Source organism: Mesorhizobium sp. 01N446 (assembly GCF_056399285.1).
The window spans coordinates 334,054-358,012 of sequence record NZ_JBFTRA010000002.1; the positions used below are offsets into that span (position 1 = coordinate 334,054).

The following is a 23,959-nucleotide window of genomic DNA, read 5'->3' on the forward strand; positions in this document are numbered from 1 at the left end:
GGGCCAAGGCCGCATAGCGCAAGACGTGAAGTCTGTTCCAGCGGCGCTGAAGCCGCTGGAGGACGTCCAGGGCACGGCTATAGCAGCAATCGATGCGGACGGATCAGGAAAGCAGTTGGAACAGAGCAGACGCATCAACTTTCGCGAGGACGAGCGCAGCCTTTTGTTGCGTCTGCTGCTGCAGGTCGCAAGCGCGCGAGAGCCCGAGATCGCCGCCGTCCTGACGGGACGCAGGTCGCTTGTCTCGCTCGCCGCCGAGCAGCGCATCCCGGCGCTTCAGGCGAGCGGCGTATGGTTCCAGTTGCTGGCGATTGCAGACGAGTTGTTTGCCATGCGGGCGCGTCGCGAACTCGAACAAGGCGCGGGTGTCGACGAAGTGCCAGGCTCCTTCGCCAGCGTCATCGCGCAGATGGCAGCCAACGGCCACTCAGCGCAGGAAGTCCAGGCGACGCTCAATGAGCTTTGCGTCGGCCCGACCATGACCGCGCACCCGACCGAGGCCAAACGCGTCACGGTGCTGGAGATCCACCGCCGTATCTATCGCAAGCTGACCGAGCTCGATCAGCCGCGCTGGGCGCCGCGCGAACGCGACCTGTTGATCGCCGATCTGGAAAGCGAGATCGAGCTTCTGTGGATGACGGGCGAGTTGCGACTTGAGCGTCCGACCGTCGAACGCGAGATCGCCTGGGGACTGCATTTCTTTCGCGAAGTCATCTTCGAGGCAACGCCGCAGCTCTACGGCAAGCTTCAAGGCGCCTTCGCGCGTCACTATCCGGGAGAGCCGATCAGCATTCCCTCCTTCATGCGCTATGCCTCGTGGATCGGCGGCGATCGCGATGGCAATCCCAATGTGACGGCCGCAGTCACCGCCCATGCCATGACCGAATACCGCGATACCGCCATAGTCTGGTATCTGACGCAGTTGCAGCGGCTGGTGACGGTGCTCAGCGCCAGCTCGAATGTCGTCGCTCTGCCGGCAAGCTTCGAACCGGTGCTGCAAACCGCGCTTGATAAAAGCGGACAGGCGCACATGATCGCCGCCCGCAATCCTGATGAACCGCTTCGCCAGTTCGCTTCGGCCTTGCTTGCCCGGCTGGAGGCCACGCGAAACGGCGGCATGGCGGCGTACCACTCGGCAGAGGCGTTTCGCGCTGATCTGGACAGCCTGTCTCGTGTTCTCGAAGCGATCGGAGGACGCGCGGCAGCCAAGCGTTTTGTCCAACCCCTGCTCTGGCAAGTCGGAAGCTTCGGCTTGCGTACGGTCTCGCTCGACGTCCGGCAGAACTCCACGGTGGTCAACCGGGTGCTGGCCGAGCTGTTTGCGCTGACAAATCCCGCCGATCCGGTCGCAGCCGGCACGCCGCAATGGTCGGCGCGCATTCGCGCGGCCGTCAGCCAGGGCGAGCGGCTGGAGATCGACGCAGGCCGGCTCTCGCCTGAAGCAGCTGAACTGCTTTCGACATTCTCTGTCATCCGCGACCATACTTCCGGCTTGGACGCCGACGCAGTCGGCGCTTTCGTCCTCAGCATGACCCGCTCGGCCGACGATCTTCTGGCGGTCTATCTGCTGGCGCAATATTGCGGACTTTCAACCCCGCCCGGCGGCGGCACGATCAGGCTGCGGATCGTGCCGTTGTTCGAGACCATCGCTGATCTGCAGGCCGCCCCTGGCATCCTGAATGATTTGCTCGCCGTTTCGCTGGTGAGGCGGACGGTGCGAGATTTCGGGGCGCGCCAGGAAATCATGCTTGGCTATTCAGATTCCAACAAGGATGGCGGTTTCCTCGCGTCCAATTGGGAACTGGCAAAAGCGCAAAAGCGCCTCGCTGCCGTCGGGCACAAGCACAAGGTCAGGATCGGTTTCTTCCACGGTCGCGGCGGCTCTGTCAGCCGTGGCGGCGCGCCGACCGGCCGGGCGATCGCGGCGCAGCCCGAAGGCACTGTCGCTGGAGCCATGCGGGTGACCGAGCAGGGCGAGGTCGTATCGTCGAAATTCGCCAATCGCGGCACCGGGCTCAACCAGCTCGAGATTCTCGCCGCCGGCGTGCTGGCCCACAGTGCCGGATCGCCCGGTGATGTCGAGGCGAAGGAAACGCCGGAGTTCAATGAAGCGCTGGAAGCGCTGGCAGGCATGTCGCAGGCATCCTATGCCGGGCTGATGGCTGAGCCTGGCTTCCTCGACTATTTCAACCAGGCGAGCCCGGTCGCGGAACTGGCGCTCCTGAAAATGGGTTCCCGGCCGGAGCGCCGTTTCGGCGCCAGCGGCATTGCCGACCTGCGCGCCATTCCATGGGTGTTCGCCTGGAGCCAGAACCGTCATCTGTTGACCGGCTGGTATGGCATCGGCAGCGCGCTCAGCGCCTTCGTCACGGTGCGCGGCGAGGCCGGGCGCGAGCTTCTGGCTCGCATGTTCGAGCACTCGCGCTTCTTCCGCCTGATCGTCGACGAGGCGGAAAAGACGCTTTACCAGTCCGACATGGAGATCGCGCGGCTCTACGCCCGCCTGGTGTCCGACAGCGATGCGGCCCGACGGATCTACGCCCGCATCGCCGCCGAATACGGGCTGACGCGGCGCCTGATTGGTGACCTCACGGGAGGTGATCTCTCCGCGCGCTTTCCGATGTTCAAGCGGCGCTTCGACAATCTGCGGCGACAGATGGATGACATTCACCGGCTGCAGGTCGATCTGCTGCGTGAAGTTCGGACAAATACCGGGGCAGTGGATCAAAAGCGGGCCACCGACGCTCTGCTCGTATCGATCAATTGCATCTCGGCCGGCCTTGGGTGGACGGGATAGGCCCGGTTTTCGCCAAGCCGTGGTTGTCCAAGGCACCTGCAGCGCATGGCTTGCGGCGGCAGGAAACAGTAGAAATCCGAAAGAGGCCGGTGTCGTCGTCGTACCAACGCCGTCTTCGCTTGGTGAGGTCGTGGCCGATACGCTGGCTGACGCCAGGCCGTTTGTGGACGCGCTCTTACAGGAGCCAAGATCAGGCCAAGATTGCGCAACAAAACTTAACATCACTTCACGCATGCAGCCATTTTCACCTGAAATAGTCCGAGCATCGGGGGCTCTTACGGCCTCGCTGCTCTGGAGCATGCATGTACAAAATGGTTTCTGGACTCGTCGCCGGCCGGGCCTCTCTCGCGGCGATGGCAATCCTGTTTTCAACGGAGATCGTGCAGGCGGCGGACGCTATTGCCGTCGATACCGATGCCGCCGATACCGGGGATTTGCCCCCACCACCCAATCCTTCGCGTTTCGGGCGCTTCGAACAGAAGCTGGCCGACTGGCATGTCGTCCTGGGCGGCGGCGCCATCATCGTCCCCAAATATGAGGGCAGCAACGAGTTCAAGGTCATGCCGGTGCCTTTCATATCGGCGACATTCCTTGACACTGTGAGGATCGATCCGACGGGCGCCAATATCGCCCTCTATGAACAGGGGCCGTTCGAACTCAGCGCGCGGCTTGGCTACGACATGGGCCGCAAGGAAGACGATGCCGATCGTCTGCGCGGCCTGGGTGATGTCGACATGGGCGCGGTCGTCGGCGCCAAGGCGGCGGTGAAATTCGGTCCGGCGAAAATCTACGCGCAAGTGGACAAGACCGTCGGCGGCAGCGACGGGATGGAGGGCACGCTCGGCATCGAGGTGACCCGGCCGCTTTCCCCGTCATGGATGGTCGGCGCCGGCGCATCGGTCGTCTTCGCCGACGAAAAATACATGCAGGCCTATTTCGGCGTCACCCCGGAACAATCGGCTCGCTCGGGGCTGGCCCAATACAACGCCGGCGCGGGGTTCAAGCGCGCAGATTTTTCGATTTCCGCCACATATATGCTCAATCGCAACTGGATGGTGCGTGGCCAGGCGGGGGTCGGCATTCTTATGGGGGACGCTGCCGACAGCCCTGTTGTCGTCGACAAGGTCCAGCCCTCGGGAATGCTTCTCGTCGGATATCGGTTTTGATGCCCACACATGATGCAATGCAGGCCGCGGTAAGCTCCAGCCGGAGCGATTTGAACGCCGAGTTCAGATCGCCGAGGCAAGGCCCGCATATCCTCATTGTCGAAGATGATATCGAGATCGCCCGCATGCTGGGCGAGACGCTCGCGGAAAACGGCATGATCGTGGAATCGCCGGCAACGGCGTCCGCATGAACGCCGCGCTCCGCAATCAGAAATTCGACCTGATCGTGCTCGACATCATGCTGCCTGGCGAAAACGGCCTCAGCATCTGCCGCCGGCTTCGCGCGCAAACGAACGTTCCGATCGTGATGCTGACGGCGCTTGGCGAGGAAATCGACCGCATCTTCGGACTGGAGATCGGCGCCGACGACTACGTGACGAAACCGTTCAGCGCGCGCGAACTGACGGCAAGGATAAGGGCATTGCTGCGCCGCACGGCCTACGCTCCCGACGAACGCGACCGCACGAAGGTGCTTCGCTTCAACGGCTGGCGCCTCGATCCCGTTCGCCGGCAATTGCATGATCCCAGCAATGCGCGGGTTGCGACCACGACGCATGAATTCGATCTTTTGCTGGCGTTCTGCCGCAATGCGGGCCGGGTTCTGTCGCGCGAGGAGCTTCTCAGCGTCACCCATGCCGGACTTGCCGGCCCGATCGAGCGCAGCATCGATGTCCATGTCAGCCGGATCCGCCAGAAGATCGAAAAGGACGCGCGCGATCCGGTTCTTCTCAAGACTGTCCGGCTGGGCGGCTACATCTTCACCGCCACGGTGGAGGAAGCGTGAGGGATCTGGTCCGCCGCTTCCTGCCGCAGTCGGTGCGCGGGCAGTTCGCGGCAATCATTTTCATGGCCGTGATCGTGATCATGTCCGCCGGATCGGCCTTCGAAGGCCTGATCGAGAATGCCGACCTCCCCGTCGTGGAAGACAGCGCCAAGCGAGCTGCCGTTGTCGCTGACTTGTTGCGCGAAACGCCAACCGAAGCCCGCAGCGCTGTTCTGGCCGCGGCGACGCGCGCCGGCTTTGATTTCAAGATCCTGCCCAGGGAGCTGATCAGCACCATTCCAGATTCCTATCTGCAATGGCGAAGCATCACATGGCTTCTCCAGATCGAGAGCAGCGCGGTCGCCGGGCGCTGGATACGGATCGGCGGCCGATACGCGTTTGTCATCGATCTGGACCAGCAGAGCGTCCTGGCGCATTTCGGCATGCCCGATTCCTGGCTGACATCAGGCTTCGTGCGTGTCTCGTTCTACAGGTTCATGGCTTTCATCGCCTTGCCCGTCCTGATCTGGCTGTTTGCGGTCTGGGCCGTGACGGAGCCGTTGAAGCGCATCTCGAACGCCGTGGGGGAAGCCGAGATCGAGAACGGCAACGAGCTTTTCGCCGAACGCGGCTCCATCGAAATGGTCGGTCTGGCGCGCGCGCTGAACAGGATGAGGACCCGCATCCGCACCATGATCGAGAACCGCACGCGCATGCTGCGCAGCGTCAGCCATGATCTGCGCACGCCGTTGACGCGGCTGCGGCTTCGCGCCGAGCGCATGGATGACGGCCCCGTTCGAACCGCCATATTGTCCGATATCAGGCACATCGAGGACCTGATCGACGAGACCCTGACCTATCTGCGCAACGACGTCTCGACGGAAAAGCTGCAGCGGGCCGATATTGCCAGCGTGCTGCAGACCGTCTGCGCCGAATTCTCCGATGTCGGGTTTTCGGTTTCCTATTCCGGGCCGGACAGGCTTCTGGGCTGGTGCAAGCCCAACGCGCTGGCGCGCGCGATCACCAATCTGTGCGACAACGGGGTCAAATTCGCCGCCAACGTCACCGTCGCCTTGACGCAGACCGACACGGCGGCGCGCATCGCGGTCGGCGACGATGGGCCGGGCATTTCAATGACGGCGCGCTCCCGCGTTTTCGAACCCTTCTTCAAGGAGGACATGTCGCGCGGCGTTGCCTCAAAGCATGGCTTCGGGCTGGGCCTGTCGATCGTGGCTGATATAATCCAGGGTCACGGCGGCAAGATCGAGTTGCACGACAACCAGCCAACCGGCCTCGTCGTGACCGTCGACCTGCCGAATGGACCTGATGTCCAGCCGCAATAGAGCGGCCGGCGCCGTACTCAGGGTCTGATGATCGCCGTATTGCCGGAGGCTACTTCAAGGCGTCCGAAGGCTTGCTTCAGGAAATTTTGGTGCGGTCGAGAAGACTCGATTTTCGAACACGACTATTGGAAATGCAGCCTAATGCGTTGATTCCGAAAGAAAAATTTGCTCATTAACCGAACTGCAAATTAGGTCACCCAACCCCGCTTTTAGGTCACCTTTTAGGTTACTGTTTAGGTCACCTGAAGCGGGGGCGGAGGAAGATACCGCCCGACCTTATCGGTAAAGTCCGCCGATGCACGAAGGGCCGTCTGCACTTCTAAAAGGGCCTTGCTTTTGAGAGTCTCGCAGTGATTTTTCGTTGAAGTGTCAAAAATCTTGCCTGTAATCGCATCTAACTTGAGCCCTCTTTCGTAATCATGCCCATGGAGAGGGGATGGAAATTCGTCCGCGTCGTTCTTGTGAAAGCGCCACTTGTATCCGTTCCCCTTGATCGTCTTCTCGTCCAGACGACGGCTTACTCCGCTTAAAACTTCGACCTCGCTTTCGTCGGTTTCGATTTCAAAACCTACGACCGATTTGACCGGCATGTATTCTGGCAACTTCTGTAGCTGCCACAAAAAATGCGCGATGGGGTCAATCCACTCCTCGCTCACCGTCTCATAGGTAATGTCCAACCGAACGATCGAACGACCATTGACGAAATGGTGCGAACCGACGGTCTTACCATTCACGGTAAAGCGTCCGTCAGGTTCAAGTTGTAGACCCGCAGCGTCGTTAGGCCTGCTCATTCCGCTCATTCTTTCACCAAAACCCGACGAACCGTTTTCATCAATTGCCCATCGCTACGGCAGCAATGTCAGTCGAACGTCGCCCAAGAAACTTTCCAGCGTCATAAGGTGCGGCTGCACTTCTTTGGGATAAGCCTTGTGCAGTTCCTCCGGCACCACAAGCTGCACCTTAGCATCCTGCATTTCCCTGAACTGCCCTTCCGAGACACCTTCCTGCAATGTCAAAAGATGCTTCGTCTCGATCCTGTTGGCTTCGTTGATGACCTGACGCCAGCGATCCTTTACGGTCGTCTTGGCCGCAAGCATACGAAGCTTCTCGGCAGGGAATGTCATGTCCGCGTAGGCCGCTGCGGACGGGAACAGAAAGTCTGGAATCTTGCCGCCTTCGATCACCGGCTTGTGGTGAAACTCTACCAGCGGCCGGAAACCTTCTTCGGTGAAAATCTCTTTGGCGTGTAGCTCTAGCGAATTTCCTGCACGGGATTTTCGACTTTGGAGCACCGATTGCGCCATGCCTACAAAGTCGGTGATTGTGGTGAAGCCCTCTTTGATCTTAGGCAGGAAGAACGCTTCCTCCACGCTCTGGAAAACCTCGTACTCGCATTTGCGGCGCTTCATGAGCCGGTCGTCGGGTTTGAGGAGCTTCACGGGACGAAGCTCAACCGCCTTGCGAATGACCTCGACGCCGCTGGGGAACTTCAACAGCCATGCGGCAGGAATTTCTGCCGTGGTAAGGCGGCAATCGGTGCGTATCGGCTTGCGGAACAGGTCAGGACGCCCCACGCCCGGTATCCAGAACACAGCCTGCTTAGGCTCTACCGGCCCGATGCGCTCTTCAATAAGGTCCTCTTCAAGCGTATGGTCGCAAACCCAGACGTGACACGCCGTTGCCGCTTTCGCGTCATCGAGAGCGAACGCGAAAACCGTCAATGCGCCGGTGCTTTCTGGATTGAGAAGTGGCGACTCCTTGCCGCCGAAGTTGGTCATCCGCGTTTCGTTCCGGGTGCCATCGCCGAAAACCCTGCCATTATACCAGATGGCAGTCGCCGTCACGCGGGCGGCATGGGAATCGATTATGACATCGACCGAAACGCGCGGGTTTTTCTCGTTCGGATTGTTGAGCTTCGGAAATAGGTCGAAGAGGAACCCCTTGGGGACATACGGCCCGGCCTGATGCGCCTTGTTCGCTAGCGTGTCGTTGGCTGAAAGGCGCTTCACATACCAGACGAACTGGTCCGGCTTGTCGAACTCGTCAAGCCAGTCGCTTAGGTCTCCAATTGCCATAGTCTCCCCCTGATCTCTTCCCGCGACGAGCCGCCCTTGATCCATTCCGAAGACCGGGAGATGACTTCGCCAAGCCCGATTTTCCCATGCCCGCGAAGTGCGCATTCCCAGATTGTCAGGGTGCGCCACTCTGTTGACTCAAGCAACTCTGAGACTGTCTGGTCCCTTAGTCTATTAGCCGCGATCTTTTCAGCCCAAAACTCTGTCCGTGTACTAGGAAGCCGGAACAGATTGCACTCATGACCATGCCAGAAGCACCCATGAACGAAGATGGCGACGCGATACCGGGGAAGCACCAGATCGGGTCGACCGGGCACCGTCTTGGGGTGAAGCCTGAAACGGAAACCCTGTGCATGCAGAGCGCGCCGGATCACGAGTTCGGGTTTGGTATTCTTGGCCCGGATGCCGCTCATCATCCGGCTACGCGTAGCGGCGTCCACAATATCAGCCATGGTCATTGCCAGGCAGTGCGGGCAGAAATCTGCGATGAAGTGTACGATTGAATTTATGGTTCAGCAAAAACCGCTGGCTGAGGTCTGGAGTGATGATTTGGCGCGGATCCTCGGACCCTACCGCGACTACATCGAAGCTGTCTTTGCAGCCGCTAGGGAACGGGAGTTGCTGGACGAAATAGAGGTCGTCTTCTTTCTGGAGGATGAGAAATCGTGGGGCGTCCGCTTCACCGGCGCGCCCTTGGCCGTCCACTACGCTACCGATCTCATCGGTCCGATTGCCGACATCAAGCGCCGACCACATTAGGCCGATAGCTTTAGCGGGCGCACAGCCTCCATGAGGTAGGGCTCCATATAGTTGGCCACGGCTTCAACAGCGGGCACCACGACGGCGTTGCCGAACTGCTTGTAAGCCTGTGTGTCGGAAACCGGGATCACCATCGGCGAACGGCCGGGTTGGTCAAAACCCATGAGCCGGGCGCACTCTCGCGGCGTCAATCGACGGGGAATTTTCGCACCTTGCCTTATCAGGATTTCGGAGCCGTCCTTGTAGTATCGGGCGGAAAGTGTCCGTGCGACATCCTTGTCGTCGAACAGGCCAAAGCCGAACCCATTGCCCTTGGCCCGATGCTTGTCGGCGTAGTCCTGTAGGTAGCCCCAAAGGTGCGCGGAAAGGGTGTACTTGGCCGCGACCCGGCCGTCGCTTTCCGTGAAGAGCTTTTCAGCTTCGTCGCCCTTCTTGTGGAGAATCGTGCCAAGCTTTGGACCTTTCAGCGGATCAGGCACGACCATCCGGTCGAAGCTGAAACCAACGTCCTCCTTGAAGCCGACGATGAAGATGCGCTCACGATGTTGTGGCACCCACGACTTCGCGTCGAGAACGCGCTTGTCTACATGGTAGCCAAGCTCCTTGGTGAGTACGTCATAGATTACGCGGAACGTGTGACCCTTGTCGTGGTTCACAAGGTTCTTCACGTTCTCCAGCACGAAAGCCTTCGGCTGACAGTCGCGGATAATGCGCGCTACGTCGAAGAACAGGGTGCCCTGCGCTTCGCAGGCAAACCCGTGCGGACGGTTCAGGGCGTTCTTCTTGGACACGCCAGCAATGGAAAACGGCTGGCAAGGGAATCCGGCAAGAAGCAAATCATGCTTCGGTATAGACGCGGAATCCACAAGGCGAATATCACCTTGGATCTCATGATCGTCGCCGGGAAAGTTCGCCCTATACGTCTTCTGAGAGTAGGCATCCCATTCGCTCGTGAAGACGCACTTTCCGCCGATCGGCTCAAAACCCCTTCTCAGGCCCCCGATACCGGCGAACAGATCGATGAATGTGAACGCCGGGGCGCTTTCCTGTGCGGGCGTCCGGCGGATCGACCGCAGAAGGTCCAGCGCCGCCTTGCGCGGTTTTACTTCGCCGTTCTCCCACCGATAGACCGTGCGCTCACAATAGCCGGTTCGTTCGGCGGCTTCTGGCACCGATAGCCCAGCCTGTTGCCGGAGGGTCGAAAATTCTGTCATGTCACGCGCCTTGCTGGGAACAATTTTGACAGAGTGGCAGATTCGATTCCAGGGAACAATATGAGAACAAATGTTTTGTTGGGGATGAGTGTGCAGGCCTGAAAAGATCAGCCATGCGACGAAGGTCAGTTCGCCAATCAAGGGAACGTCCCGAGGCGGGAAGAAGACCGCCGGTGGGTTAATGGACGGTAGTGCTACGGCCGTCCAGCAGCCGGAGGGCTGCCGCTTGATCGCGTTCGGCCTTGGCCAGCATATTGGCCAACCGAGCGTGATCGAGGCTACCGGGCGGAAGGTTTTCGACCTGCCAACGCAGGCGCTGGATTTCGACTTCGAGGGCAGCGGCAAGATGCATCAATCCCACGGGAGATCACCTGCCGCGTAAGCGGCTCGCTCGCGTTCAAGCACACGGATGGAGGTCGCCAAAGTCGCCCTTTGGTGAGGGTCGCGCGAACGTTCGAAACGCGCGTGCATTGCGCGCAGCCGCGAATCCAACTCGGCTAGAACACGCTCGGACTGTTCATTCATATGATGGACTCCAGAAGGTCCCCGCGCCTGCCCAAAAGCCCCCGAAAAGACAGGCGCGGGGTGTGACCGGCTTTAACCGGCCGGTTGCGCGTGCGGGGTGTCACGCGCAATGAGAATTAGGGGACCAAGTAAGGCTCTACGAACATTCGAGCCCGGTCCACGTGGAAGCGGGTTTGGCGCAAATGCTCCGGGATTTCGGCCTGCGCCTCGCGATGGGCCTGCTCCAAAACCTGAAACCATTCAAAGACCTCTCCCCGCGCCGTAGGAGTGAGACCCGCGTCGGCCAGCTTCTGCGTGTTGAGCTTCGGCGGGCCGGAAGGTTTTGCCGTGCTGATGTCATCGGTCGTGTTGGTGCCATCGACTGGAGTCCCCATGCGGCGGAAGATTTCCCGCTGGAACTCGTCGAGGTCATCGACCGACTGCCCGCACAGGTATTGGAATTGTGCCTCCGAATATCTCGGCACCGTCTCGGATACAGGGTCGGGAACACCGTGCAGATTCGCATATTCCAGCTTCGAAGCGCTGCCCGGTTCAAAGTCCTCGACGGACGCCTTGCCGCAGGCGGCAAGGTATTCTTTCTGGGCGACGTTCATGCGTCCACCTTCGCGTTGATAGTCACCGGCTTGCGCTCTGCTGCGCGCGCAGCAGAAATAGCAGCAAGTGCGACCCCATAGTCGACCCACTCTGCCCCGTAGTGGAGCACCTGTTCTTGGGCATTCTGCCAGTCGAGATAATCGACGGTGCGACCATCTGGCAATCTAATAGCGAAGGCTGTCATTCTGTTTCTTTCTTTTTGAAGTTCGAGTGTGGCGCGCCGCTGGATCAGCGACAGACGAATTAGTTCCGAAACCGTGCGTCCTGTCCGCTCTTGCTCTTCGCAGAGGAAGGCGAATAGCTCATCCGAGACAGATGTACTTACGCGAGGCATCGCTCAATCTCGCTGCGAACCTCATCAGCGCGCATTTCAGCGTCGAGAATCGCCCGAATTTCCGATGAGACGGAAGTCTCATTGGCGCGGGCGCGCCGTTGCAGCCAGTCGACCTGCTTAAGCGAGACGTAGGATGAAAGCTGAGTGCCATTCTTGGTGCGCATTTCGAGGTGTCCAATCTGCGCTCTTCTTAACATAGGAATGTGTTCCTAGTCAAGGTAGCTGGCGGCTCAGATGGAGCTATCATATTAAAATCATTGCGTAATTAAGTTAGGAACGCTTGGGCTGACACAAAGCGCGGTGTGCGGCCGACCGCATGACGCGCGCTATCGCCGCTATCGCGGGGAAAGCGATGTTGCCATATCCTGACTAGGGGCTAGTCTGTGCCAATGGCCAATAACGACACGTCCCCGTGGATGCACTTTGAGCAGAGCACCGAGGACCCGCGTATCGCGATACTACACATAACGCTTCCCACCGCCCCCTCTAATCCTCCCCCACCGTTTTCATTGGATGCGGCGGTGGAGTATGCCATCGCAGCTATGCACGGCGGCCCAGCGGATGATCTCAGGCGCGCGCTCGGCAAGATCGGCGAGGACACCGGGGATGCCTACCGAAAGGTCTTGGAAGCCGCAACGCGCTGTGACCGGGTGCCTGATGATTTTCGAGAGGCGCTGCATTCGGATTGGACGGTGCGAGGGTTTCGCCATCGTGCTGACGTCCGGGATGACGACCTGTTTATCCGCGCCTTTCGTCGGGTGTTCTCACCTTACAGCGGAAGTAGATTAGTGCTGTATCGCGGGGAACGTTCTAGCGAACTTGAGGCTGGACGCATCGGGCTCAATTGGTCGACTGACCAAGATGTCGCGAGGATGTTTGCGTCTGGACTCTGCACGACCTACGGATGCGACGGGGTCCTGCTCACGGCGATCGCAGAGCCCTCGGCGATCATCACAGGCCCGAACGACCATAGCGCCAACAGGCTCGGCGAAATGGAGCATATTGTTGACCCGAGAATGCTAATTGAACTTGTGGAAGTGGCCCGGTTTCCGCCCTACAGCTAGTTTCGTACTCACACATCTGCACTCAATCCCTTCGCGACGATGAAGAGACGACCCTGACCGGTGTAGCGGGCAATCCGCTAGGAGAGTAAACTTGGGGGATGAGTGCAGACACCCCTTGAGACTTTATATTCTCGCCAAACGCATCGTACGCAGTACAACTATGCCAGGTACCCGTTACCCCGATGGGTCCCCTTGAGGGTGTATTTCTGAGAAGTTGTTGAAGGCCAAGAAAAAGGCCGGGACTGGCCCGGCCTTCTGCACTCAATCCTGATCGATCGGACGCTATGCGGGCGCGCGTGCATGCTTCTCCATGATCTTCTGGACCGTGGCCTTGGAGAAGCCGATATCCTTGGCAATAGCGCGGATCGACACGTTGTCGGCCCTCATGGCCGCAACGCGAGCTTCTATATCGTCTGTGAGGCGCTTCGGCCGTCCACCAGTGATGCCCTTGGCGCGGGCGTTTGCAATGCCTTCCATCTGCCTTTCTTTCCGGATGGCCGCTTCGAACTCGGCAATACTGGCGAGGATGGAGAAGACCAGTTTTCCGGTGCGGCTGGAGGTATCGAGCGTCGGGTCGTCCAGCACCTTGAACGCTACGCCCTTACGGTCCAGTTCGGCGACGATCTTGTGCAGATGCAGGGTTGAGCGCGCCAAGCGGTCAAGCTTGGTGACAATGAGCGTGTCGCCTTCCCGAACGTATTCGAGGCAGCGGGCCAGTTCCGGCCGGTTGTCATCCAACCCTGACTTCTTCTCTTCGAACAGCTTGATCGCGCCAGCGGCCGACAGCCTGTCCTTCTGTGTCTGATAGTCCTGCGAACGGGAGGAAACCCGGCAATACCCAATCAGTTCACCCATACGCGTACCCTCTTCTCTAAGACTTTGATGGACAGACGATAGTGTACGCGAAGGGTACGGTCAATCGGAATGTGCCAACAAAGTAAACATTTGTGGACACTGAAAGCCTTAATTTCCAAGGCGTTCAAGAGGGGTCAGTGGCAGGATAACCTTGATGTGGAAGGGTTATCGCGAAGGTCGAGTGCAGATGCCCTCGGCGCGCCTTTTACCGGCCGGGATCGCACTGATACAAGGCTTACTGTCTTCAGCGGTGCGCGTGACTGGCTGGCGTGTGCTTTTCTCAGGCGGGGATCGCATTGATACAGGCCTTACTACCTCCAGCGGCGCACTGGCGCGCGCTTTTTGTTGGTCTGGGTTGCATTGATACAGCCCGTACCGCCACCGGAGTTGCACGAGCGCGAAGGAACGCCCGATATACAGGCGCGACGATTTCCCGACCTGTCAAAAATTTGTGGAAAGCGCGGTCTAATCGAACACAGAAGGGGGCGGAGGGACTTGAGGCGCGATGCGCATCATGAACGACCGAACTGCCGAGAAAATTTCCTCCGCCTCCTGAACGGAATACCTGCGCTGAATGTGCATAGTTGGATTGCGCCAGACCAACTTTACCGCAGTGAGATCGCCTTCGACCAAAAGGAAGAATGGCTCTAGCCCCTTCCAATCAATCGTTTTGGCTGCCCGCTTTTCTTCGGCCTTTTTTCTTATCTGGATGAGGTAGGATTCCCAGCTAGGTGCATAGGGTATCTCCAGCATTGCACCTATGGCCCGCAAGCCATACTCCATGACACGCATGAGATGATAAACCGTGGCAGTCCCTTGCCCGAATGCCAGACACTTTCCAGCGTCCTCCATATCGGGGATGGCCAGTGGAAATTTATCCGCCGCCTCCGGGCCAAAGAGTGGCGTGCCCGGTTCGAAATACTTTGCCTTGGAACCATCCATGACAAATATCTGGACTAGAGATAGTTCATCATGTAGCCGTGAATTTATATCTTTGTACATCCGCCCTAGAGACCCGTAGGTTAACTTCTTCGCGTTGAGCAAGAGTAGAAGATTGCGGACAGCTATGGCCGTCACCCTAGCGTCCAGAACCTCCAGTGATTTCATCAAGTCACCCGCTAGGCCCGCTATGTGATCACTTGGTTCCTGCGGTATGATGGTCTCTGGGTCTAGATCGGTGTCGTGGGTCTTTAGGGCGTCGATGAATGTATGAGACTCCTGCAACAGGGTCGCAGCAGCGTAAAATTCGCTAGCGTTGAATTTCAGCATATCCCAAAACCCCGCGATTTGCCGGACGCTAAGGGAGCGCCCCGTTCCCTGTCGAAATCAATGTCTACGCTGGAGGCGCGCCTGTTGTCGGTAGCTTCGACAGGAAATCTCTGATCATCTGTGGAGGCTCGCTGTCTAATTCAAAAGGAACGCGTTTGAACTCAATAACCCAATCCGTATACCAGACGATAGCGGCTTTAAGCTCGGCGAAATTCTCTGCTATTTGTGTAATTTCCAGCGCTCTATAACCGCGCGTTTCAAAGGCTTTGAGAAATCGCTCTTCAACATTGTCCTTGTTAGTATCAGCGTGCCCAAGAGTTCCCATGTCGGCAGATTGATATTTGGACACTAAGCGATATCCATCCTCAAAGCGAACAATCTCATAGTGGGCCAATTGATTCCTTGAACGATTCCGCTTTGCCACGGCATCACTGATCTTGAACCACAAAGCTTGCGCGGTGGGATCGCTGATGAGCAATGGCAGCATCTGACTCACGATCGTGAGCTTGGGTGCCAAGCTTATAATGTTGCCCCAGACTATCGTCGCTGGCGCGGGGTTCTTGGTCTGCATGAACCGCCACAGCACGGTCGTTAAGGTCCCTTCAACGCGAGACCAGTTGTGGAGAGCCGTCCCCACGGCGATGAAGATTTCATTGTATTCCTCATCGGCCAAGTCTTGCCCCCTTGTGGTTGTGCAACCGAGCAACTACCTCAATTACTGAATTAGGAACAGCCGAAGCGTGTGGGGGCCACCACAGGGCTGTTTAAATCTGGAAACGCCCCCGCTGCTGGTCTTATGCGCGATGTTCGGCTCATCAAGGGACGCGCGCAAGGTAGGAGAACCCGAATGACGGTGTTCCTTTCTATCGAAACCAGCCAGCCAAACGGGGCGATGCACCGTATGGCAATAGGGTGCACACTGCCCCTATCGCTGATTTCGGCAATTGCTGCTCTCGCGCGGCTGTTCTGACGAAAAAGAGCATCTCGGAAACGAGGTGCTCTTTTTTGCTTTTCGCACGTATCATCCCGGCCGTCCTCTCTGCACTCAACCGACGAAGGTGACGGTACTGGGTTCGCGATGGTGAACCGGGCGCGCCAGAGGCAAAGGACAACCGGTTGAGTGCAGAGACCTGAAGCGGTAGGTGGCGGTTTCCCCAACCTCCCCAACCTCCCCAACCTTTTTTTGACCCATGATAGGAATCCCGAAATCACCTTTTTCGAAAGCGTGACAACGGTGTGTGACAATCGAGAGCGGGAGGACTCGCCGTTTCAATACATATTTGAAAATTAGCCCGGGAAGGTTGGGGAGGTGGGGAAATGCGACTTGCCGGGTGGCGTGTTTGACCGGGGGCGCGGACGTAGGTTGGGGAAAGGTTGGGGAGGCGAAAAGCCTCCCCATTGTATCACTCGCGGCCGAAGACGCCATTGATGAAGTTGTCGGCGGCGTTCTCATAGGCTAGCAACGCGGCATCATACTCCACCCCTTCCGCCCTCTTCGGCGGCAAGATCAGGTCGCCAGCACTGACAACCGAGGTATGGTCCAACGGGACCTTGGACTTCTCCGCATAGAACTCCCGCAGGGCAAGCAGCGACGGCAGCACAAAGCTGCGCCCCGTCTTCCCGTCGCCGTCTACCTCGATAAGCGACGGCTCGCCTTTCTGCTTACGGAACGCGCCGATGAAGAACATGCTGATTGCTTCGGGCGATACTTCCTTGCCGTCGCGCGCCTTCACCATCGATCGATAGCTTCGATAGACAGTCTCCTTCGCAACATTGACGGACTTGTCTACCCACTTCTGACGTTCCGGTTCTGTCAATTCGCTATCACCGTCCGAATTGGTGAACGTTCCATCCGCCAGCACGGCGCGCAACCAACGGTCCTCCGCCTTCATGTTGATGAGAATCTGACTGATCAGCGCATCGGTGAGCGGTGGGTTGCGGAGTTCAACGCCGTAGTCGCGTTCCACGGCTGCTATATCGAGCCTAAGCAGGTCATAGAGCATCGCCGCCGCAACCTTGCCAGCCCGAAGCTGGTCCGCGAGCTTCTGAAAATAGGCCGTGTTGCCCTTCATCTCGGCACTGGCTACCGTGACCGCGTAGCGGCGGGCATCTCCCGTAGCCCTCACCACGTTCTCGGCATTCGACAAGAGGATAAAACGCCGATAGTCGCCGACTTCGATGGCGTCCATGAACTTGTTCTCCATCATCATCCGATCGCTGGTAATCATGTCTTTGATGATGGAGTCGATCTTCGGGTCTCCGGCGAAGAAGGCCTCCTCCGCGACGGCGAGCATCTTGCCCGACATGTGGCCGTTAAAATTACCGGTAAGCTGTCGCGGGTCGCTGACCTTAACGCTATGGCGGCTGCCCCAAATCTGGCGCACGAAGTCGGTGAAAAGGCTCTTGCCCGTGCCTTCTACGCTGAGAATGGCAAGCGCTGTGCCGATCTTCCGGCCAGGATTCTGAACCATGTCGGCAAGCCATGCGACGACGTAGGCAAAGAGCCGCTTGTCGCCGTTGCAGACGATGCGGAAGACGTGGCGCTGCAAGTCCGTCCAGTCGCCCGCAACCGGGTCGATCGCGAAACCTCGATACATGTTCAGATGATCGCCGGGAGTACTATCCGGCTCGCCGTGGCGGAAGGGCTCAAACACTACGGCAGTGCGGTGATCGCGGGCGGGTGATTTTACCCATGCCGAAAACACCGGATCCCGATCCTTTCCGGCCGTCCACGGGGCATAGATGTCCTTAGCCGCCCGGAGCTTCAACCAGCCTTCGCCACTGCTTCGCTTCTGATAGATGACGGCGTCGCCGCCACGCTGAACGATCGCGATTTCCTTGTTCAGGGCAGCGATTGCCAGTTCCATCTTCTTGAAATGCGTGGTCGGCTTACTCGATGCGAGCTCATCTGTACTGGCAACGCCGTCGCGCGCCCCGACCGCGCCAAAATCCTCCAGTGCCATGGCGAAGTCCTCTTCGACCATGCAGCTATAGGCCGGATTAGTCAGAGCTTCGATCGGAAACCAGTCCAGTTCAATGGCCCGTTTGATCCGGTCCAGCGCATCGCGATCGGCACAAGAGTCGTGGCTGCAATAGAAGGCGAACCGCTCGGCATGCCCGCCATCCTCGATGTAGGCACCGGGATCGTCTTCCGTTCCCTCGCTTCCGTGGTCGTCACCATGCGGGCAGACGCATGCGAACTTGGACGGGGCGCGCTCGATCCGCCGATGCTCCGGGCAGCAATCGGCGAATACACGGGTCGGCTCGAAATGTCCCCCGAAGATCGCGGCCCACTTCCGCAGATTGAAGCTGGCGATCATATGGCGGTCACGGTCGTCAGCGCCGCCCATGGCACTTCCGGCCGCGTCAAACGGGTCGGCCGGAGCAGCCTTGTAGTCCTTGACCGAAACCTTGGTGATCGTCGTCCAGTCGAGTTTCTTTCCGGCGTTGACGATAATCCGGGCGTTGGCCGCGTCCGGAGCCTTGGACGGCAGGTAGAAGAGCCGTGCGCAGTCGCGCGCGGCGCGGTCGACCTTAATTGCAAGTTCAGTTGCCAGCCCGAGAATCATATCACCCCATGCAGCCTGAGCGTCCTTCTGGCTGCCTGGCTGTTGGGCCATCACGTACGGCTTATGCAGAAGGAAAACCAACCGGAACTTGTCCAGCGGACGGCAACGCAAGTTGATCTTGATGCCATCGACTTCGTGCGTTGTGTCCACATATTCGGCGGACGCGATCACGTCCCCAACGTACTTTCCTTCGTCGGTCATGAAGAGTCGAATGAGGCGGCTGGCCTCATCGCTGGAAAGGTCGTCCAGCTTCGTCGGATGCCCGTTGTCACCCGCCCACTTGATGAAGCGGTCCTTCTTGTAGTCGATCTTCTGAGAACCGTGTGAGTGGGTTGTGTAGGCGATGAAGAAGAGTCCCTTCGACCTGAGCATGGTGACGGTTTTCGCCATGTTCTCACCGCTATCGACGTCGAGCCCCATCATGTGCAGTCTGATGACAGCATTGTTTGTGCGCCGCCCATCCTTTAGGACGCCGAGAACGAAACATTTGCCGTCCTTGTTACCGACTCGAATCTTCGTGAGGTCCGAGTTCAGGAAATTGCTGAACGGCGCTTCCTTCGAGTTCGCAAACACCTTTGCATCGCGCTTACCTGCGGTGGCAAGCTGGAGCTTGGTGTTGAGGATATCGGGACTAAGCTCGCCGATGACGCTCGCGGCGTTGAGAGTCGACTCGACGGACGGACAGAATGCGGCTTCAATCTCCGCTACCGTGACAATGTCGAACTTGCCGCACTCTGTCAGATGCTTTGCATCATCATCACAGAGCCGATAGTCGTCATCAGCGCCCAGCACGTCGAACTCAACGTAAGCGTCTTCTGTGTCCTGCTCCTGCCACCGCGCGACAAGTGCCTTGGCGGGCTCCCCTTCATGGTCGGCAACGAGATAGACAAGATGCGTGCTGTCGCGATCACCATAGAGGACGTACGACGGCGGCAATCGCGCGGCGGCATCTCGGGCTTCGTCACGATCGACAAAAGCAAGGCGGACACCGTGGCGACCGTGTACGGCCGCCCGAAAAGGCGTGAGTGGATCAAGGGAGGTTGTGGCAGTCAAGGGATACTCCGAAAGTCAGGGCGCACGGCGGCGCTCGCCGCGATGTATGTCGCGGGCGTTGGTCAATGACGGCGCGTTTTCAGAGGTTGCTGGCCTTTTTCGAGAACTCGCGTCGTCGGCTAATTGGATTACGTCGTCCCCGACGACGGGCTGTCTTTTCGAGATGCCACCCGCCCCCAGAGTGGGAACGGGTGGCCGCGATTTCTCGAAGTCCAGCAGTTTTGATATAGGATATCTATCCTAAAATGGCAATGGAGCTTAGTAAGAAGTTAGGAACGCTCGTATTCGTGCGTCATGCAATATTTGAAGTGACTGGCATCGCTTCGTCTTCTTCTCGCAATTCGATTTCGTCATTGACTCGGTCGGCCAGCCGCCAAGGATTTCCTGCAAGAAACATGGTTCGGCCAAACGTGGCTTCCGTGTCCGTCTCACCCAGCCGGAACGATTTTCCACGTGGACGCATAACCGAGATTTCGTAGTCGATCGCGCATTCGGCCGTCTCGCCAGAAGTGTCCTCGCGAACGTCGAAAAGAGTCATGTCGATGACAACGTTGCGCCCGCGCCCGCGCAAATCGGCGGCAGCAGCCTTGCATGCAGCCGACCACTGGAAATGATGGTCGATCCACGCCCGCTTGATCTCAGGTGATGCGTGGAAGAGTTCCTGCCATGCGGCTACGCCGAACGGATCAGCGTGAGGATTATAGAGCGCCAGAACGGCTTTGGAGAGGTTCGGAGCATCGAACATGTGTGTCCTTCCAAGCGGGCAAGCCGCTTTGGTTCAAAGGGAATTGGGAGGTTCAGGAAAGGGCTCACCGAGCCTGCGCAAACTTGCGCATTGCACAGTCTGTGCGCGCATCCACCGGATGCGGTGTGCCTCACCGAGGCAGGAATGTCGGGAAAAGGGTGGAGATGTGGCTATGCCACCGTCAGGTTGCTTGTCTCATATTATTGCGGCGCTTTGATGGTGAAATAAACTCCGTCCCAAGTATAATTCGGAGTGAATTGGCGTCGCGAACTGATCTCTGCTCTCAACCGTCACGCCGACTTTTTTCGCGGCGTGACGCAGATGATCTTCGATCTATGCAGCAACGGCGGTGGCAGACTCGTCCTGATCGTCCGACGCCTTTACCCGGCCGGGCCGCACAGTCGTTTTCAGCGGGTCTACCTTTGTAAGGTGCTCCAGAAGAACGCCCATGCTGTAGCCGTCGCCGTAGCCCTTTTCAGAGCTTCGCAGCGCCTCGTCGGACTTCCCGTCCCCTTCCGTCTCCCGGCCCGCCAGCGCTGCTCTAATTTCAAACTGCACGCCTGCATTGCGCGCGGCGTCGGTCCACGTGTGGCGGAAGGAATGGAAGACAAGTTTCTCATCGCCGATCTCTCCCTTACCCCGCAGAAGACGCGCGAACCTCTTGCCGTAGGGGCCACCGAAACGGCCTCGCTGGTCGGGCTCGCAAGAGGCGAAGAGCTTCGGTCCCTTTGACCGGCGTCTGGCAAGTTGCACGAATTTCAAGAAGCCCATTGCGATCAAAGCAGGATGAATTGGAATGGTCCTGACACTTGCCTTGTTCTTAAGCTTCTTGCCGGTGTCGCCATGCGTCTCGTTTATCGCGTCGGTGATGCGCATACAGGGAATGCCCGCCTCATCCCGAATGTCGTTCTCATCAAGTTGACAGATTTCCTCCAAACGCGCCCCCTGATAAAGGGCGATATGCGGAATCCAGAAGTCATCATCCTTTGGCGACTTTTCCGCTTCGAGGGCGGCAAGGAGAGTCCGTAGGTGACCAACAGAAAACGGCTTGCGTCCGTCCTCTCTTGCGTCTGATTTCTTGCCCTTGACCTTTAGATTCCTGAACCCGTCGAAGGGGTTCGAATCGAGGAAGCCCCGCGCCACAGCGTGATTAACGATCACGCGCATTCCTTGCAGGTGCTTGGTGACCGTGGCCTCAGACACGGTCTTCCAACCCTTCCGTTGCCCGAGGAACACGATCTGGTCAAAGGTGAGTTCAAGCTTTGCGACTGGAATGTTGGCAGGGAGTTCGGGAAGCCGGTCCGCGAAGATTCGAAGGTGATCTTTTGTCAGCGACTTCACCGGGAGGTCGCCATTGATCTCGCAGAACCGACGCGCGGCGTAACTGAACTGGCGGACGGTCTGGTCGGGCTGTTTCGTCTTTTCTGCCCAATCCGCAACGATCTCATGCAGACCGGGGTCTGTGATGATGCTGGTCATGCCCTTCATCTCATCGACCACGACGCCCAGCTTATGCAAGGTGCGAGCCTTCTCGCGGATGATCTGTGCCAGTTCGGCAAGCTCGGCAGCGTCGGCCTTTCCTTCGAGCCGCTGGAGCTGTGCGGCAATGCGATCGACGAGCATGTCGTCGGGGACAATGGCCGACATGATGGAACCGGTATCGAGGAACCGGTGCTGAGAAACGTCGCTCACGATCTCTCGGCGAAGAGACGGGACGCCTCCGGCACTCTCCAGTTCACGGCTCTCGGCAGGTGTCAGGTGGGTCGAATAGTCCTGCACGCGCGTCAGCGCCTTGGCGCGGTCGATCGCATCGTCTGTTTTGACGATATAGGGCCTCACCAATTTCTCCGCGATCTTTCGATCGGGCGTGGCGAGCGACCGACTGCGGAACAGCTTCGAGTCGACCTTGTCTTTTAGTTCAGGAGGAATGGCCCGCTGGAAATACCAGATGCCGCCGTCGCCGCCACGCTGTTTCAGATAACTAGCCATGACCGGCCAATTTCACCGGAAACGTGGGCGAGTCAACAAGAGGTTAGGAACGCTTTAGGTCAGTTTTTAGAACACCTGTCAGGTCAGGCGGGGGAAGAAACCTTGCATTTACAAGGGATTCAACGGTTTGGCTAAGAGAGCCATTGGTGCGGTCGAGAATTGTCGCACTATGAGGCCGGCAAAGGACTTAAAACCAAAATGCCCCTCACCTCGTCCCTTGATTCCACAACAGAACCGGCGCTGAAGACCTCACCCAAGCGCAACCCGCCGATGGTCTATCTCATCCGCTCCGGCAAATACATCAAGATCGGGATGACGACAGATATCCGGCGCCGGATCGAGACGCTTCAGATCGGCAACCCGATCAAGCTTGTGCTGGTCGGCCTCATCCCTGGCGGCACCAAAGCAGAGCGTGAATTCCAGGACAAGTTCGGCGATGGTCTGCATCGCGGCGAGTGGTTCAAGATCACGCCCGACCTCAAGGCGTTCATCGACCACGAGTTGGCTGCGCTGAACGAGACGGCAGCCGAACAGATCACAGCGAACCGGCGCGACTTGGCGATGCAGGCATTCATGAAAATGCAGGCGGCGGCATGAAGGGTTCTGTTTTCTGTGCAACGCAACCCCATTCTGAGGCCCCATGACCATAGCTCTGTGTAACGCGGTTTCTTCTTCCGTTCCTCTACAGCAGGACGGATTGTCGCGCCGGATCGATGGTCCACGGCTGCGGGTGCTCAGCCTCGGGGCTGGCGTCCAATCGACAACGCTGGCGCTGATGGCGGCTCGCGGCGAGATTGAACCGCCCGACTGCGCAATCTTCGCGGACACGGGGGATGAACCGAAGGCCGTCTATGAGCACCTTGCTTGGCTGCGTTCCGGCATATTGCCGTTCCCGGTCCATATTGCACAGTGCAGCCGAAGCTTGAGTGGAGCCCTGATCGCTGGCGATGAGGATGGCGCTCGCATCCCGTGGCATGTTGGACATGGAGGCATGGGCGGCCGCAACTGCACCCGCAATTGGAAGATCAGGCCGATCAGGCGAAAGATACGGGATTTGCTTGGCGTTGGGCTTCGCGGCTACATTGCCCCAGGCACGGTCGAAAGCTGGGTCGGCATCTCACTGGACGAGATCACTCGCATCAAGCCAAGCGGATGCCAGTTCATCCACAACCGGCATCCGCTAATAGAAGCACGGATGAGCCGTCAGGATTGCTACAAGTGGCTGGAGGAACGACAGTACCGCATTCCGCCGAAGTCGCGGTGTAAATATTGCCCGTTCCAAGGCAACGAAGGCTGGCGCAGCCTATGGGAGAATCCTGACGAATGGGCTGAGACCGTCGAACTGGACGGTTGGCTTAGGGAGCCTGCGCAGGTCATTCGGTTCCATGGCCAGATGTATCTTCACCATAGCCGGGTGCCACTTGCCGAGGCCAACATTGCGCTCGCTGACACCGGCCCAGACCTATTTGGCCACGAGTGCGAAGGGATGTGCGGCGTATGACAACCGTCAAAACGATCCGATACGACATCTTCATTGCTGGCGATCTTGCCCGCGCGAAACAGACGTGTCGCAGCTACTGTTACGATATCGGCCTATGCGTCACAGTCGAGCCGGTGACATACATCTATACAGGAGGCGAGGAAGAAGGCGTCCGCGTCGGCCTCATCCACTACCCACGGTTCCCAAGCACGAAAGAAGCGATTGCCGAGCATGCCAAGGCCTTGGCGGATATGCTCATGCTGAGCCTGTTCCAGCACTCTTACAGCATCGTCGGGCCTGACGAGACGGAATGGTTTTCGCGCCGTCCGCCCTGACGCTCTCAACCAAGGAGAAGGCAAATGAGT

The 23,959-nt window shown here is 58.5% G+C and carries 23 protein-coding genes and 1 pseudogene; 11 read left to right on the top strand and 13 right to left on the bottom strand.

Going from position 1 to position 23,959, the window contains the following annotated elements; all coding sequences use genetic code 11:
* The first annotated feature begins 25 nt into the window (after window positions 1-25).
* The 4 genes and pseudogenes from AC1DPX_RS09920 (at window position 26) to AC1DPX_RS09935 (ending at window position 6,069) form a co-directional block, all read left to right on the top strand.
* Complete coding sequence (locus AC1DPX_RS09920) at window positions 26-2,797, top strand: phosphoenolpyruvate carboxylase (RefSeq protein ID WP_477236228.1); 2,772 nt, start codon at window positions 26-28, stop codon at window positions 2,795-2,797.
* Window positions 2,798-3,099: 302 nt separating this feature from the next.
* Complete coding sequence (locus AC1DPX_RS09925) at window positions 3,100-3,963, top strand: MipA/OmpV family protein (RefSeq protein ID WP_477236230.1); 864 nt, start codon at window positions 3,100-3,102, stop codon at window positions 3,961-3,963.
* A gap of 17 nt (window positions 3,964-3,980) precedes the next feature.
* A pseudogene (locus tag AC1DPX_RS09930) lies at window positions 3,981-4,747 on the top strand (response regulator).
* Entirely contained in the window at window positions 4,744-6,069 is a 1,326-nt protein-coding gene (locus AC1DPX_RS09935) for a HAMP domain-containing sensor histidine kinase (RefSeq protein WP_477236232.1), read from the top strand. Before AC1DPX_RS09930 ends, AC1DPX_RS09935 begins: the two are co-directional and overlap by 4 nt.
* Before the next feature lie 233 nt (window positions 6,070-6,302).
* On the opposite strand, the gene AC1DPX_RS09940 is transcribed toward AC1DPX_RS09935, so the two are convergent.
* The 3 genes from AC1DPX_RS09940 to AC1DPX_RS09950 are packed head-to-tail and all read right to left on the bottom strand — an operon-like array spanning window position 6,303 to window position 8,602.
* A complete protein-coding gene (locus AC1DPX_RS09940; protein WP_477236234.1) occupies window positions 6,303-6,869 on the bottom strand; it encodes a hypothetical protein in 567 nt (188 codons plus the stop codon).
* A gap of 45 nt (window positions 6,870-6,914) precedes the next feature.
* The gene (locus AC1DPX_RS09945) at window positions 6,915-8,144 is read right to left on the bottom strand and encodes a type II restriction endonuclease (RefSeq protein WP_477236236.1); all 1,230 of its coding nucleotides are present in this window, start codon (window positions 8,142-8,144) and stop codon (window positions 6,915-6,917) included.
* Complete coding sequence (locus AC1DPX_RS09950; RefSeq protein WP_477236238.1) at window positions 8,126-8,602, bottom strand: very short patch repair endonuclease; 477 nt, start codon at window positions 8,600-8,602, stop codon at window positions 8,126-8,128. The genes AC1DPX_RS09945 and AC1DPX_RS09950 overlap by 19 nt, the downstream gene beginning before the upstream one ends.
* Here AC1DPX_RS09950 and AC1DPX_RS09955 point away from each other — a divergent pair.
* On the top strand, window positions 8,595-8,903 hold the full coding sequence (locus AC1DPX_RS09955; protein WP_477236240.1) for a hypothetical protein: 309 nt from the start codon (window positions 8,595-8,597) through the stop codon (window positions 8,901-8,903). The genes AC1DPX_RS09950 and AC1DPX_RS09955 overlap by 8 nt on opposite strands.
* Here AC1DPX_RS09955 and dcm read toward each other — a convergent pair.
* Window positions 8,900-10,258, bottom strand: coding sequence for a DNA (cytosine-5-)-methyltransferase (gene dcm, locus AC1DPX_RS09960; RefSeq protein ID WP_477236242.1), 1,359 nt, complete (start codon window positions 10,256-10,258; stop codon window positions 8,900-8,902). The two genes, AC1DPX_RS09955 and dcm, sit on opposite strands and share 4 nt — an antisense overlap.
* An 85-nt stretch (window positions 10,259-10,343) precedes the next feature.
* Between dcm and AC1DPX_RS09965 the strand changes: the two genes are divergently transcribed.
* Window positions 10,344-10,499, top strand: coding sequence for a hypothetical protein (locus AC1DPX_RS09965; protein ID WP_477236244.1), 156 nt, complete (start codon window positions 10,344-10,346; stop codon window positions 10,497-10,499).
* Window positions 10,500-10,758: 259 nt separating this feature from the next.
* Here the strand turns inward: AC1DPX_RS09965 and AC1DPX_RS09970 are convergent, their stop codons facing one another.
* Genes AC1DPX_RS09970 through AC1DPX_RS09980 form a run of 3 tightly spaced genes read right to left on the bottom strand, consistent with a single transcriptional unit; the run spans window position 10,759 to window position 11,734 of the window.
* A complete protein-coding gene (locus tag AC1DPX_RS09970; RefSeq protein WP_477236246.1) occupies window positions 10,759-11,235 on the bottom strand; it encodes a hypothetical protein in 477 nt (158 codons plus the stop codon).
* Window positions 11,232-11,570, bottom strand: a complete 339-nt coding sequence (locus AC1DPX_RS09975) for a hypothetical protein (protein WP_477236248.1) — start codon at window positions 11,568-11,570, stop codon at window positions 11,232-11,234. The genes AC1DPX_RS09970 and AC1DPX_RS09975 overlap by 4 nt, the downstream gene beginning before the upstream one ends.
* Window positions 11,558-11,734 carry a hypothetical protein gene (locus AC1DPX_RS09980; protein WP_477236250.1) on the bottom strand — a complete coding sequence of 59 codons (177 nt, stop codon included), beginning with the start codon at window positions 11,732-11,734 and terminating at the stop codon, window positions 11,558-11,560. The genes AC1DPX_RS09975 and AC1DPX_RS09980 overlap by 13 nt, the downstream gene beginning before the upstream one ends.
* Window positions 11,735-11,959: 225 nt before the next feature.
* Here AC1DPX_RS09980 and AC1DPX_RS09985 point away from each other — a divergent pair, with 225 nt between their 5' ends.
* On the top strand, window positions 11,960-12,634 hold the full coding sequence (locus AC1DPX_RS09985; protein ID WP_477236252.1) for a hypothetical protein: 675 nt from the start codon (window positions 11,960-11,962) through the stop codon (window positions 12,632-12,634).
* A 282-nt stretch (window positions 12,635-12,916) separates the two neighbouring features.
* On the opposite strand, the gene AC1DPX_RS09990 is transcribed toward AC1DPX_RS09985, so the two are convergent.
* From AC1DPX_RS09990 to AC1DPX_RS10000, 3 genes are all read right to left on the bottom strand, one after another.
* On the bottom strand, window positions 12,917-13,489 hold the full coding sequence (locus AC1DPX_RS09990; RefSeq protein WP_477236254.1) for a recombinase family protein: 573 nt from the start codon (window positions 13,487-13,489) through the stop codon (window positions 12,917-12,919).
* A gap of 465 nt (window positions 13,490-13,954) precedes the next feature.
* Window positions 13,955-14,758: a hypothetical protein gene (locus tag AC1DPX_RS09995; protein WP_477236256.1), complete on the bottom strand. Its 804-nt coding sequence runs from the start codon at window positions 14,756-14,758 to the stop codon at window positions 13,955-13,957.
* A gap of 64 nt (window positions 14,759-14,822) precedes the next feature.
* A complete protein-coding gene (locus AC1DPX_RS10000) occupies window positions 14,823-15,431 on the bottom strand; it encodes a hypothetical protein (protein WP_477236258.1) in 609 nt (202 codons plus the stop codon).
* Between the two features lie 174 nt (window positions 15,432-15,605).
* Between AC1DPX_RS10000 and AC1DPX_RS10005 the strand changes: the two genes are divergently transcribed.
* Window positions 15,606-15,728, top strand: coding sequence for a hypothetical protein (locus tag AC1DPX_RS10005; RefSeq protein WP_477236260.1), 123 nt, complete (start codon window positions 15,606-15,608; stop codon window positions 15,726-15,728).
* Between the two features lie 433 nt (window positions 15,729-16,161).
* Here the strand turns inward: AC1DPX_RS10005 and AC1DPX_RS10010 are convergent, their stop codons facing one another.
* From AC1DPX_RS10010 to AC1DPX_RS10020, 3 genes are all read right to left on the bottom strand, one after another.
* Window positions 16,162-19,380 carry a primase-helicase family protein gene (locus AC1DPX_RS10010; RefSeq protein ID WP_477236262.1) on the bottom strand — a complete coding sequence of 1,073 codons (3,219 nt, stop codon included), beginning with the start codon at window positions 19,378-19,380 and terminating at the stop codon, window positions 16,162-16,164.
* Between the two features lie 292 nt (window positions 19,381-19,672).
* Window positions 19,673-20,125 carry a hypothetical protein gene (locus AC1DPX_RS10015; protein ID WP_477236264.1) on the bottom strand — a complete coding sequence of 151 codons (453 nt, stop codon included), beginning with the start codon at window positions 20,123-20,125 and terminating at the stop codon, window positions 19,673-19,675.
* A 333-nt stretch (window positions 20,126-20,458) separates the two neighbouring features.
* Complete coding sequence (locus tag AC1DPX_RS10020; protein WP_477236266.1) at window positions 20,459-22,114, bottom strand: DUF6538 domain-containing protein; 1,656 nt, start codon at window positions 22,112-22,114, stop codon at window positions 20,459-20,461.
* Window positions 22,115-22,273: 159 nt separating this feature from the next.
* Here AC1DPX_RS10020 and AC1DPX_RS10025 point away from each other — a divergent pair, with 159 nt between their 5' ends.
* From AC1DPX_RS10025 to AC1DPX_RS10035, 3 genes are read left to right on the top strand one after another with little or no spacing between them, the layout of a single operon-like run.
* Window positions 22,274-22,711 carry a GIY-YIG nuclease family protein gene (locus AC1DPX_RS10025; protein ID WP_477236268.1) on the top strand — a complete coding sequence of 146 codons (438 nt, stop codon included), beginning with the start codon at window positions 22,274-22,276 and terminating at the stop codon, window positions 22,709-22,711.
* A gap of 43 nt (window positions 22,712-22,754) precedes the next feature.
* Complete coding sequence (locus AC1DPX_RS10030) at window positions 22,755-23,615, top strand: adenine nucleotide alpha hydrolase family protein (protein WP_477236270.1); 861 nt, start codon at window positions 22,755-22,757, stop codon at window positions 23,613-23,615.
* Window positions 23,612-23,929, top strand: a complete 318-nt coding sequence (locus AC1DPX_RS10035) for a hypothetical protein (protein WP_477236272.1) — start codon at window positions 23,612-23,614, stop codon at window positions 23,927-23,929. Before AC1DPX_RS10030 ends, AC1DPX_RS10035 begins: the two co-directional genes overlap by 4 nt.
* The last annotated feature ends 30 nt before the right edge of the window (window positions 23,930-23,959 follow it).